This window comes from Thermogutta sp. (genome assembly GCF_039793925.1).
GTDB lineage: Bacteria > Planctomycetota > Planctomycetia > Pirellulales > Thermoguttaceae > Thermogutta.
On sequence record NZ_JBAMME010000037.1, the window covers coordinates 1 to 13,468 of the forward strand.

The window sequence follows — 13,468 nt, forward strand, 5'->3', positions numbered from 1 at the left end:
TGGGTGGGGCCGTTATCAGAGGTGAAAAGCACGAGCGTGTCACGAGCCAGGCCCAGCTCCTTAATCTCCTGGATCAGTGCGCCCACGTGCGTGTCCAAACGGGAGACCATCGCCGCATAGGTGGCCCGGGGAGCGAAACACGGGAGATAGCCGCGATCTCCGAGATAAGGCGTCTCCGGAAAGCGGCCTAAATACTCGTCGAGCGAATCCTGTGGAACTTGGAGCGCCAGATGGGTGAGTGTTGTGGCAAAATACAGGAAGAACGGCCGATCTTTGTTCTGCCGGATGAAGTGGAGGGCTTCCTCCAGCATTCGATCGGGTGCGTACTCCTGCCCTGAATATCTTAAAAACGCCGCCGGGTCGTGGGGATCGAGGTCGCTTGGAAATCGTTGATGGGCGGGAAAATCGGGATTGTTGAGGATCACCTTCTCGTGGTTCCTGTAGAGCCAACTGGGATAATGGTTGTGGGCATGCCTCTGGCAGTTGTAGCCAAAGAAGAAGTCGAATCCCTGGGCATTGGGATCACCGCCGGAGTGGGGCGGTCCCAACCCCCACTTTCCAATTGCTGCCGTGACATATCCCCGCTTTTTAAGAAGCTCTGCGATGGTGATCTCCTCCGCAGGTAACGGCCACTGGCCTTCCGGCTGCACTTCCGAATTGTCGCGGATGGCTGCATGTCCCAGGTGCTTTCCTGTGAGGAGCACACATCGCGAAGGAGCACACACGGGCGCCCCGGCGTAGAACTGGGTAAATCGCATTCCCTCGGCTGCCATGCGGTCGAGATGGGGGGTGTGAATCTTTTTCTGCCCATAACACCCCACCTCTCCGTAACCCAGATCATCCGCCAGAATGAGCACAATGTTGGGCAGACGTTCTCGCAATTCTGAAGTCGCCGCTGCTGTTGCCGTAGACTCACCGGGTGTCGCGGGTTCTGTCACATGGGCAAATTTCGGCGGATGCCCAGCAGCAGGAAGCTTGTCAGCCGGTGAGTTTATCGTTTCCGCCCCAGCGCAAACGGCGTAAGGAATGGGGTGAGTAAGTGCGATTGCAAGCAACATCCACCCACCAATCACATTCTTTAATGGAAATTTGTTTCTGCAGATTAAACATCCGACCATGAGGGTCCTCCAATGAAAAGCAGTTTTCTCACTCGTTCGCCTTGAATTCCTTGATCCTTTTATGGATTGGGACATTGATCGTTTGCACTGTCTGTCACGAATAAAACATCCGGCCAGAAGCTCAAGATGGGGGCTATTCCGCGAATGGCAACGTACTCGTCTTCTAAAATTCCCTGCGTCGGTTGCTGTAATTCCAGACAAAACTTTCTGGGCGAACTTCTCGCCTCGCTCACAAAGGATCGGACATCGTGACATCCGTGGACCTCCCAAAGCAATGCCGAGTTTTCCGTCAGCCGCGCACCGACACATTCTCCGGGCGGTTCCCCCTGGACACCGAGCCCCACAGGAGTATTGGGTGGAACACAAAGATAAAATCGCCCTCGCGTCCCAATCATGTGAATCACACCTTTATTTCCGACAATTCCCGCATAATGACTCGTTGCAACAAGGCGAAGACTATTGGGTCCTGGCTCGGCCTCTATCTGATAGACGCCCGGTCTCGGTGCCAAAAACTCAACGCGCGTCTGCAACTGAAACGACAGCTTGGCCTGCTGTACCGTCTCACCGGACGGTCCACGAATGCGAACGGGCAAATCGCGGCCCGTATTTTGCCCGACTTTTTCATAGACAAGATCAAGGAGTACCCTCTCTCCCTGCCGAGCGAAAATCGCATACCTGGCCATCCCCCGAAGTCGGTGGGAAGGAACTACGAGCAGATTCTGAGGTGACGCAGGTTCTTTTTCGACCCGTAACCTTTCGGTCGCGATGATTGGCAAACTCCGGATGGGGTCGCAAGGAAACCGCTCTTTGAGCCAGTTTTCGTCAAGCACGATGGTTTCCTTGCTGGTCTCCCTCAAAAGCGTAACGGTTCCTGCGACGCTTTTCAAACACACACCACCAGCATTCTGGAAAGCTACAAACGGCCGGTTGGCTCTGTCGCTAATCACCACATTATCCAGTACGATTCCCCCCACATCGCTCTGGTCGCCCGAACGAGACACCAAAAGAATTGGTGATTGAGCGACAGGATGGTCGCTCCGTTCGATGATTGAGCAATCCTTAACTTGAATCTGCAGCCCCTGAACAGGTTTCGAACACACGATTATTCCAGCGGTTCCCGCGTCCTCAAAGCGGCAATTGACAACTTCAACCACGCCCCGGACAGCCTCCGCATCAGAATTTCTGGTGACGATACTCAGGGACCCGGCGTTCGTCCCGCGAGTATGGCAGTCCTCCACCCGAATGGAGATTGGGCGGGACCGGGAATTCAACGCCCCGGCGTACACGTGGATGGCATAACCTCGGTTATCCTCGATGAGACAATTTCGCATCACACAGTTGACAAGAAGCTCCGACGGTCGATTGGGTTCAAAATCGATCCCCGCCTGGGGTGGAGTTCCCGCGGTGTTTCGCAGTGTCACGTTTTCAAGAAGTAAATCTTCAGCGGTAATGACGCTGATACCCTGACGGTAATTACCATCACAAATAACATCGCGGATGCCCACATGCCTGTTCGGTTCGCCATTCCTGCCAGCTCCCAAGTAGATTCCGTCGCCGCCACTCTCGCGGAGGACCAGTCCCTGAATTGTCACGTTCTGGCACCCTCGGAGACTGAGGCAGTGCCGCCATTCCGCCTTTTCGTAGGGCGCTCGAGCGTAATCTTCCCGCCACATGCGGAGCACAGCCCCGTTACCAACGATGGTCAGATTCTCTTGATTCCAGGCTGTGAACAGACAGTCCCCTTTTCCTAAGAAGGCACCGCGTTTGGCAACAACTTCTGTACCACTCTCGAAAATGATTTCCTTATTGCCGAAGAGTTCGATTTTGTTCACGATCCACGGGTGGGCCATTTTGGGGACGATCACTTTCTTGGCAGGGGACCGCAGCGCTGCCTGAAGGGCCTGTGTGGAGTCCTCCGGGTTAAACCCCCACCACGCCGCGCTTGCCACTTCCCGCTGACCAGATTCGACGTCGCGAACCGCTTGAGGGTCGGAAAGCGAAAATGATCCCAGACACTCTTCCGCAATGCTTGCTGGGGCAACCGTCGCAAGGGAGATGATCAGGGCCACAAAAGCCCTGTGGAGGTGATCGTGACTGCTCATGACCCAACTCCCGTATCATTGCCTCAATATCTGTGCCGGTTGAGCCGCCTTCTCGGTGCCATCCGACTGGGAATGGGAAATTGCATCCTCGGGAATGAGCAACCCCTGAGGAGTACACGCCAGATAGGGTGGAACATCATAAAGCTCCACCACACATCGCAATCCGGAAAGTTGGAGACTCCAGATTTGGCCATCGGCTCCTTTGGGGACGGCCTCGCTCTGCTCGGAAGAGGGCAGGATACTGTGATTGGCCATGGCGGAATCCGCCCCGTGTGTTCGCTGGTCTTGCTCCACGATGACGGAAATTTCGCTCCCGGCAAGTACCCGGTCGTCAACAATAACTCGTCCGTCGGCCGTCTGAATTCGGAGCTGGGTCCACGGGTCACCTCCCGATACAATTCCTAACACGAAATGGCGAGTCCCTTGCGGAACGTAAAAGTAAAGCCGTTCGTCCATCGCTGGAAACCAGAAACGAAGCGGCACACCGCTGGGGGCACCGTGAGTATCTGCCGGCGCTGCCCGAAGAACGAACGGTCGATCACCGATGTTGATCCGCGCGGCGCGCCAAAAATCGGTTCCCGGGTTCAAAACGTACAGGGCATTTTCCGGAAGTTTCACCGTTGTGTGCGCTGGTGTGCCTTTGGGGGCTTCTACACGTCCAGAGGCCACTGTCGCTTCCTGCTTTCGCAGTAGCCAATCGCATAGGATCGTGTGTCCTTTGTCAAACGGTTGCCAGGAAATACTCAATTCTTCCCCTTCTCGCCCCAAAAAGAGAATTTCTCCACTTTCAATCGCGGGCAGAGCGGACTTCGCCTGCCGCCAGGACGCTACTGCGTCGGGCACCAACTCTGTCGCCGGCCGCAGCGGGCCACGCCAGGTCCGCCCCTCAATTTCAACAGCCTGGAGAGTCTCAAACTTTTTGAGATCTTCCCTGCGGAACTGGGCCACCTCCTCATGGGTCGGAATAGCCCGCGGTTGGCCGGTCCAGGTTTTGCGAGCCTCCATCAGATCAAAACCGTCAATCAATTTGAGTGCTGCAAACCGTTGTTCAAACCATGAGGAAAACAGCATGGGAAAAGTGTGAATCAAACCTGTGTCCATGATCCGATGGGAAAACACGACACATTCCTGTGCCCGTTGGATGATTTCCTCAGGTGAGGCTACCACGAGGCGGTTCCACTGATTGCGCCGGCTAGATTGGTCATACTCCAGCCAGAGCCGCAACCAGTGTAAATACATGGCCACTCGATCTAGCCGCGCCACGACTTCCGGCGAGGTTGTCGCCTGGTAGGCGGCATCCAGGTCCTGAAGCGCAAGCTTCAACGATCGCGGGGAGAATCGCTCGCCGCGGCTCCAGCGTTCGTAAAGCCGACGCATGGGTGCGGCTGCAGTTTCGAACGCCCGGGTGCAAAAGTCCTCGAAAAGGGATTGTGCGTCCAACTGGGGATTCCACATCAGATGGGCAGCTATCCAGTAACCAGGTCCGTTGGGCCCCCAATTACACGACGACTCGGCGTCATACGTCGTGAGCCCCAGGGTATGATACTCTCGGACGGCTTTGGCGAGCTCAAAAACTCTGCCCGCTTTTGCCGCACCGGGAAGGTCCCAATCCCAGGGATAAACGCTGAAATAGTCGTACACGCCCACCTGGGCGCCGCGCTGGCGAAAGGCACGAATTTGATCTTCCCATGACAGTGTCGTGTAGCGAAAGCCCGTTGTAATCTGCACGTACACATTGGGTTCAAGGGCAAAGCTGGGCGGATCCGCATGGTGGGCGTATGCATAGAGGCCGATATATTTGCCCGGAAACTCCTTGCGCACAGCTCGGGCGGCCAAATTGGCCAAAAAGAATACTTGATCGCTGACCGAACCGTTTCCGATGGCTCGACAATTCGGGCATTCGCAATAGCCTCCTCCGTCATTCGGCTCGACGGACACCATGGTTTGTTCCGGGTGCCGACGGAGAAATTCGAGAACGGCTTCCGTAAACCGATTCTGCAGTTCAGGGTTGCTGACACAGAGTTGAGGTGGTTGCCGCTTTCCTTTCACCAGGGCAAACCATTCCGGGTGAGAGGCGAACATTTCAGCGGGAATGTATCGCTCCCAGGCGTGCCCGCAATCAACGCGAAAGGCTCCACCCTGGCGGTTGTGCCGCATCCAGGCGTCATAATCCCTTTGCAATTGAGGAGTGCGAGCTCCCCACCCGTACCAGATACGCCGCCAGGCGAACCCGGGTTGTTCTACTTTACGGATTTGCACCGCCACATCGCGAAGACGCGGCGTTACAGTCCACGCCGGATCAGGAAAATACCACCGAAAGCCAAGCTCTTCCAAGAATATAGAGACCGCGTGGGAAACCGCTATTGGGCTATTGCCCAGCAGCCAAAGGCGTCCCTTGTCGGTCCACACGGCCACCCCTTCAGGACCCAGCGTGCTAAGTCCAGCGGCTTTCGCCTCCTCAGGGAAATCGGTCGCCGTTCCCATGGCGACTGCCGGGGAAGGAAGTGGGTGGTCAGGCATCCAAGACAGACAGGCTAACGATGCACCCGTTGCCGCGGCTATTGCATCACGGAGTTCGTCAATTACCGGCTTCAGTTCTTTTTCTCGCTCCGCAGGAAACACCACGCAAGCTGAAGCCGAACCATTTTGGACCAAAGTGACGGGCTCAGGAATTTTTCCTGATGTTACCGCTGGCGAGTAAATTACGACTAAGAGGCCAACTGTCGATGCAATTAAATATCTAGTTGGCAATCCCATAATCCTGGTTCCTCATTCGGCACTACTTATTCACCGTTTCACTGCAATATCATTTTCGCGAAGACCTCATGCCCCGCGGCTAGTTCTCGTACTCGGATCTGCCACTCACCTGGCGAGTCATTGCGAGCGAAGTCCATCGCTACGTGGAGGACGCCGTCCCGAGCTGCATAGAAACCTGTGGGTTCGGCAGTGCGTCCCTGGGAATCCGTCATTTCGAGTTCTATCGGTATCACCGCCGAAAGAGGTGCACCGTTCTCGTCCAGAACGCGAATTATCAGGGATACCGATTGACCCCTCTCGGATTTTTCTGGCACGGAAACTTCGACCTTATTGATTGCTTGTTCCGTGACCATGAATAGCCGTCCCTCCCCAGGGCCGAGCTTCACGGACCACGTCAGGGCCTCACCCGTCCGTTGCGATTCCACCGTGTGGTGCTCAACAAGATCGTAGACGGTTTTTCCCTGTGTAACCACCGACACGCTTCCCTCGAGTGGAAGCCCCTGTTCCATTACCAGGCCGTGATGGCCAACATAGTCCCCAAATGTGCGGCGATCATTAATGGTGAAGACGTACAGGGTGCCCCGATACTGACGTGTGCGAACAATCACGTCGGGATCAGACGAGTCCGCTCGTCGGGGATAACGGGACGCCAGCTCTTGCCGCAGTGTTGCTGCTATCCGTTGCAGCGCTGCCTTGTCTTCCTGGGCCTTGCCAGTCCGTCGGTAGGACTGGATGCGGATATCAGGCTGAATCGCGGGGCAGAGAAATTCGTCCCCTACCACCAATCCTCCCCGAGATTGAAACTCTTTAATTACTTTGACGACAGAGGCCGGCAACACGTCACAGCTGGGAAGAACGAGCACACGATAGTTGTCGAGCCCATCGCGCAGGACAGTCTCCTCATAGATAATCCGTGGCTGAAATCGCGCCCATTGGAGCGCAAGGTGCAGGTCGGCCTCCCAACCGCGACTCCAGCCGTAAGTGCCCCGACCGGCAAACATTTGCGAAGCGAAGCTCTCCAAAACAGCCATATCAGCGGGGGAATCCGGGATCTCAAGAAGAGTTGGCCCGAGGGGTCGCACCACTGTATGGATGAGCTCCTGGAGGACTTCCTTCGTATACGGATTTGTAAACCGATAGCTGGCATGCGGAGCTGGCACCAGCGAATTCCAACCGTGATACATGATCCCTCGAATGGGACGCGCTATCTTGCACCAAAAGGCTTCACGGAGGTGATCGGGGGCAATCGTGATGAACTTGGCGTCGGGATTCTCCCGTTCCCACGGCGCCCGTTGGCTCTCATCTTCGGGCAACTTTGGGGCCGTTTGCGATCGATACCAAATAATCTGCGTCATCTTCATGACCTGCTGGCCGGGCCGTCCCTCCGCCATCGCGAAGAGCTCGTCTGCCGCCTGGCCGATTTTGATGGGGTCGGGATAGGTGTAGGTCCATTGGGAAAGGACGTCCACCTCACCACCGCTGCCCCAAATGCTGGGAGCACGGACTGCAGGATCGAAGAATGTCCACAGATCGGGCCTCGCTGATTTCAAGCCCCGGTGGACGGCGGAGTGCAAAGCGTTCCACCCATCGCCTTCCGTCCAAAACCATCGGTAAAACGCAAGCAGAGGATCGCTGTCCTGGATGACTCGGTCCTCTGGAAACCCCGAAATTCGATCATAGCGAACACCCCATTTACTGGTGGCTTGATTGGGAATTTCGAAACCGTACCGATCCCGAAAGGCGTCGAGATCATGCTTGTGGAAACAGAGGTTGGTCGAGTCACGGACCTCCGTGTGAATGAGCGCTGCCTGTAGTGCCGGAAAATCACGAAATGTTTCTGAGACGGATGCTCCGACGCGATAACAGAATTCGCGCACTTCAGGAAAAAGACCGCACGGGTTGAGCTCTTTGTAGGGTTGCCCGTTTCGATCCACACGCAGGAATCGGGATTGAGTTTCAGGATTTCTCACAATCCAGGATCCGGGAGATAAGCTCACAATCGCCCCCACTCCCTGCGCCAGGTATTGATTGAGCATCTGGGCCATTTCTGCCAGTTGGGAGCTCCCCACAGCGGTCCCTGGTTTCTCTAATTTCCAGAGATGACTGTAGTCCGCCAGGCTGACTAACTGATGAGTAAAACCGATTTCTTTGACGCGCTCGAGATCTCCTGTGCCCCACAGCACAACAGGCATCGTACCAGGAATGGGACGTGGCACAATGGAAACGTTGAAGTCCCATTCCTTTCGCGGTATGCCGGATTCCTGGTTGGCCTCGAGCTGTACGCGGAGAATGTAGGTTCCCGCTCGCAGTCGAGTATCTACCGGCACCTTTAACGGAATTTCGTCACGAGGAGAAAGTTTCGGAACTTGCAGAGCACTCTTTGAGTCTGCAAAGGTGCACGCAATCTTCACACCGTCGACGTCACGTTGGGTTTCATTGCGCAGTACAAGGTTCACAAAAGCACCCTGCTCCATTCGCAGGAAAGCCGTGCGTGCCAGAGGGGCGAGTTCTATCTCGAGACCACTTTGTGCCCACTCGGGAATGGCCGCGAGTATGCGGACCTCATCGATGTAACCGGGAAACCCCGAGTACAGGGAACCGTAACGATCGCCGATTACCAGGTCGTATTTTCCGGCCGCTATTGGTCCCCGTCCGGGATGGACCGTTCGCCCAATGGGCTGCTGGTTGAGGAAGAAACGCCCCACACCGGCACCATCGTAAGTAAATGCCAGGTGAACCCAACGACCCGGTTGCAAAGTGACTTCCTGTGAAATGAACTCAGCCGAATCTTGACCGAAGCCAAGATACGCTACGAGACGAAATTTTCCGGATTCGGTTCGCCGTAAATAGAGGCAATAGTCGCGATTGGCTTCGGGCGTTTCTCGCGGGTAATGAAGATATTTTTTGTCGAGTAAAAAAGCTACACTGCACGAATCAAGTTCCGGCTTCGGTTTGATCCATAATTCCAGCGTGAAGGGACCCTTCGGGCTGAGCCGCGGATCATTTTTCACCACTGCCCCGTTTCCCCTCTCTGGATTACTGAGAGTGGAGAAGCACTCCAGACAATTGTCTGTCACGCCCCCGGAAACAATTCGCGCGACCCCTCGGAGCCGCAACTCGTGGCCGTGACCGGAGTTATCGGCGGTTTCCTGGTCTGGCATAAACCGCCACCAGGCAACGATACCCTGGTCGGACGGGGCCTGGTCTGAATGAGATCGCTGGCCCTGACCCGGACGACTCTCTGCTTTACTGCTGTCACCAAGCGAGAGCTGTGCAGAAACGATCAGCGTCGCTCCGGTGATCCAGACGGTAATTCCTGCAACTCTTCGCCGCATTTCGCCACCTCCTCGCGGTGTTTGAACTTTGAGTCGAAAATGTGAGAAATAGCCCGGCCCGCTTCAAGTCGGCTATCAACGTACACCACGCGCAACGTGGGTTCAAGACGCGACAAAAAGAGAAGTTTGAGGGCCCATTGTCTGTAACAGAATCATTGACGGCGGAAAGCCTGGCTGGTCTCACAATCGTAGGAGCTTGAGCGATTCAAAATTAAGAAGAGCGAACTTTCGTGTCAGGCTCCGCCACTTTCGGTGACAACTTTTTTTTCGCAGAGTAAGACGCCACCCAGCCAGAGGAAGGAGATTTTTTACAGGTTATTCTTCAAGCGTTACTGTATAAGGTCCCTTGTAAAAAGAACGACCAAACCGGATCTTGCCACGCAGTGGTGGTTGCGGGGTTTTCACAGTGACGGCGCGACAAAAACTGCTCCGATACCAGGAACATTGTTCTTCCAGCCGCAGGGGAAACGGGGCTTCACGGACGAGGCGTGTCTGACGCCACGCTTCCGGAGTCTGCAACGAGCGGTTTTCATAGCGACTGTGATCGCGGAGGATATCCGTGAGAACCAGCCCCGCCTCGTTGATGAGCCGCTGGAATTCGTGCCAGTACTTGGCGGGGCACTCCAATTCCGTCAGCCCGAAAAAGACGCTGCCCGGATGCTTAATGGCCGCCAGTCCCCGTGAGAGCCATGCCTTGAATCCCTGACGAGTCTCTACTGGATCCATCACAAACACGTCAAAGGCCCTGCGCCACTCGCGTGGGAGGGGATCAGCGACGTTATAGACGTGTACTTCGACGGGGAGATGATTTCGTTGTGCCTGGGTCGCGATAAACTCCACCCATCGAGGGTCGATCTCTCCCACAACCACGCGCTTGGGCAAACCCGTGAGCCCTGCGGCCAGTGAGAGTAGATCGTCATCCCCCAAGATGAGAATGCTTCTTTCAAACAGGTCTCCCCGCTCCCAAAGAAATTGCACTCTTTTAACGACATCCGAGCTTGCAATCGGCTCCTGGAAAAATTTTGTGGTCGGCCGGGGAGCCTCAGCACGGAGTTTTTCCAACCTGCCCACCACGACATCAAAATCCAGGCGGCAGGCCTGCTTTACCTTCTGGGGGAGGTCAGAGACCCGCACCCTTTCGTTTTCAAAAACAATCCAGCCCCGACTGTAAAGCGCACGACACGCGCCGTAGATCTCCATCACCGTCCCGTCCACGCTGGCGAGGAGATCCCACAGAGTGCCAGGATGATCCACAAGCTTCCGGAGAATCTGGAACTCCGTGCGTGTCAGCGCGTAATCACCCGTTTGTTCACCTGTTGCGGTTTGAAGTACTCGCATAACAAGTCAAAGGCTTTAATGGCATTGCCCTCCTGGCCACAGGTAAAAACGTCGGCTACCACGAGTCCTTTTTCCGGCCAGGTGTGGACGGCGAAATGGGACTCAGCGAGCAACAGAACGCCTGTCACACCCTCCGGCTCAAACTGATGGAATTGCTCTCCGACGGTGTGAAAACGCGCTTGCTCGGCTACGGAGTACAAGATGGGTTGAACGGACTCCACGCGCCGAAGAAGCTCGGGTGGGCAACCGTACAGCTCGCCCAGAACGTGGGTTCCCACTGCCATAGCCGGCCTCCCTATTTCAGGTGAACAACCAACAAACCCGAAACAGGAATCCTCGTCAACCACACCGGGCAGGACTGACGCCCGATGCACCAGCTTCCCGCCCCAGACCGTTCTTGCAGCGGTGTGGACGGTCGCCGGTTGATGGCTTAGCCGGCCTTAAGGCCGTTTGGGTCGGTTCCACACCGCGATTTGCTCTGTGGTCTGGGGTCCTCCCAAACGAACCTGGGAACCAGGTTATAAGATGCGAGGCGATAAGTCACCTCATCTTACTTTAAAAATATTCTAGAAGTCCTCACGCGAGATTCAAGATATGGCAGAAAGTATCGCGTCGATACGACTTACGTAACTTTCCTAACTACGCAGATGTTCGGCTGGTGAGACAGCATCCTCGACGATCCCGGAGCATGTGCACCCCATCTCCCAGGGAGAACTCCCATGAGATGCTGCACGTCCCCCGCTGCTTGAGAAGTCCTCCTCAAACATTTCCAAGACTGGGCAGATCGACACCTGGGCATGAATTCTCCAGGTGGAGTTGCGAGCTCCCACGTCGGCGGCATAATTGATCTCGCACTACCCATAAATTGATCGACCAATCGGAAAAAAACAACGGCTGCGGCCCCATCCGTCATCGGCTCTCCTGGTCTGTTGACCGCCGGCCAGCAAGCCAAATCAATTTGCGAGTGATGGAGCAGCAGAGATGTGCCCCACACAAGTTCTTCAAAGCCTGTTCGTGCCGACCTGCAAGCACCAAAGCAACCGCGCTGACTTGAACAAGGCGGTGGTCTCGGGGGGTATGGACTCTCCCCTCCGTCACTGGACTCTGCGATGTTGGCTGTGGAATCTCGCGGTTGCCTTACTTGTCCAATGGTGCGCCAATAATGATGTGCTTGGTTCCAATCACCAGAGCGCTGACAAAGCACCCCTGCCGCAGCCGATTGTACGGGCAGGGAGCGAAGCAGGACCGACGGTTTTAATCGTGGCCGGTATCCACGGAAATGAACCTGCCGGAGTTAGAGCCGCACAAATCATCGCGCGCTGGTCTGTTGCTCGGGGAAAACTCGTCGTTTTGTCGCCTGCTAACCCGCCGGCAATTGGCCGCCGTCAACGAACTATCCCTGGCGCGCCGCCGGAAGAGGCTGATCTCAATCGCAATTTTCTCGTGGAGGGCCACGAATGCCGGCCCAGAGGCGTGCTCGCTCGAGAAATCTGGCAGCATGTGGAACAAATTCGGCCGGATTGGCTGGTCGATCTCCATGAATCGCTCAGGTTTCACAAAGATGGCGGAGTAGGCAACACCGTCATCGTTTACCCCCGCGACGAAACCGTTTCTGTGACGCGAAAAATTTTGGACAAGATCAACGAGGAAATCGCGGAGGAGGAGGAAAAATTCGTCGTTTTGCGGTGGCCTGCCCGCGGTTCGCTGGCCCGCGCTGCAGGGGCAATCCTTGACTGTCATTCCGTCCTCGTGGAATCCACCCGACAAGATCCCATCACCAAAAGAGTCGCCCACCACTGTCACTTCGTCCTTGCCCTACTCGAGGAACTCCAAATGGGACCTACGCAAGGAGATAGCTAAATAGTTCAGACAATGTTTTAAATAAAACTATGCAAGTTGTTGACAGGACATTGCAGAAGTGGTTAAATTTTTGTCGATCGGGCTCCCCTGGGGTTTGGGCCGTTTCGGAGCTGGAGCCGGGCACGGCAGAATTCCAGCTCGTAGGTTCCTGCTCGGGCAAGGCCTGTCTGGCAAGAAAGGAGGTGGCGCTATGAAACGTTTAGTCTGTCCGGCGGCAGAGGGTTTACTCTGGTAGAACTTCTCGTGGTGATTGCCATCATCGGCATCTTAATCGCCTTACTTTTGCCAGCTGTTCAGGCGGCACGGGAGGCGGCCAGGCGAAGTCAGTGTACAAATAACCTCAAGCAACTCGGGGTTGCCTTGCACACTTATCATGACACCTACAACAGGTTCCCGTGCATGGGAAATCCGTTGCCGAATGCGGGCGGTTATACCAGCCGTAACCTTTCGGGACTAGTTTCCCTCCTCTCTTACTTGGAGCAAAAGCCGCTCTACGACTAGATCGCGGCTGGGGATCCAGCCAACGGTATCCCTCCATTCGGCCCCGGTACGGAGGCGAGTTGGGCTGTCTGGAACATCTCCCCGATGGTGTTTCGTTGCCCGTCGGATTCGGGGAAACGCGATGGAAACAATCAAAGGATCCACAACTATGCATTTTCCCAGGGGGACGACTATCAGAATATGATGGGGAACAATCCCAACAACACCCGCGGCATGTTTGGGTGGCAAATCTGGTACTCTGCCTCAAGCGTGAGCGACGGACTGAGCAATACTGTGGCGATGAGTGAGCACCTGCGACAGGGATTCGGCGCTATGTCCGTAACCACAGCCCGCACGATCGAACATACCCGTGGCACGGCACAAATTCCTGGGCTTTCCGGATTGCCTCCCAGTGTGGCTTACACCGTTACGGACGGGCAGTACTTCTTAGTTGGAATCTCCGGCTACCACCGGTTTG

General features: G+C 55.7%; 7 protein-coding genes and 1 pseudogene. 2 read left to right on the forward strand and 6 right to left on the reverse strand.

Annotated elements, in window-relative coordinates:
• The 6 genes from ABJK56_RS01375 to speD all read right to left on the reverse strand — a co-directional run.
• The coding region (locus tag ABJK56_RS01375; protein WP_347242874.1) for a sulfatase-like hydrolase/transferase at positions 1–1,058 on the reverse strand (1,058 nt) is incomplete at its 3' end.
• 119 nt (positions 1,059–1,177) lie between these two features.
• Positions 1,178–3,220 (reverse strand): right-handed parallel beta-helix repeat-containing protein, encoded by a 2,043-nt coding sequence (locus tag ABJK56_RS01380; protein ID WP_347242875.1) that lies wholly within the window; start codon positions 3,218–3,220, stop codon positions 1,178–1,180.
• A gap of 15 nt (positions 3,221–3,235) precedes the next feature.
• A complete protein-coding gene (locus ABJK56_RS01385) occupies positions 3,236–5,704 on the reverse strand; it encodes a DUF4838 domain-containing protein (protein ID WP_347242876.1) in 2,469 nt (822 codons plus the stop codon).
• A 311-nt stretch (positions 5,705–6,015) separates the two neighbouring features.
• Positions 6,016–9,312, reverse strand: coding sequence for a LamG-like jellyroll fold domain-containing protein (locus ABJK56_RS01390; RefSeq protein WP_347242877.1), 3,297 nt, complete (start codon positions 9,310–9,312; stop codon positions 6,016–6,018).
• A 315-nt stretch (positions 9,313–9,627) separates the two neighbouring features.
• Entirely contained in the window at positions 9,628–10,650 is a 1,023-nt protein-coding gene (locus ABJK56_RS01395) for a bis-aminopropyl spermidine synthase family protein (RefSeq protein ID WP_347242878.1), read from the reverse strand.
• Positions 10,599–10,934 carry an adenosylmethionine decarboxylase gene (gene speD / locus ABJK56_RS01400; RefSeq protein WP_095415180.1) on the reverse strand — a complete coding sequence of 112 codons (336 nt, stop codon included), beginning with the start codon at positions 10,932–10,934 and terminating at the stop codon, positions 10,599–10,601. Before speD ends, ABJK56_RS01395 begins: the two co-directional genes overlap by 52 nt.
• 697 nt (positions 10,935–11,631) lie before the next feature.
• On the opposite strand from speD, the gene ABJK56_RS01405 reads away from it, so the two are divergent.
• Together ABJK56_RS01405 and ABJK56_RS01410 are read left to right on the forward strand one after the other, a co-directional pair.
• Positions 11,632–12,510: a succinylglutamate desuccinylase/aspartoacylase family protein gene (locus ABJK56_RS01405; protein WP_347242879.1), complete on the forward strand. Its 879-nt coding sequence runs from the start codon at positions 11,632–11,634 to the stop codon at positions 12,508–12,510.
• Between the two features lie 204 nt (positions 12,511–12,714).
• Positions 12,715–13,468, forward strand: a pseudogene (locus ABJK56_RS01410) (DUF1559 domain-containing protein); the annotation flags it as partial.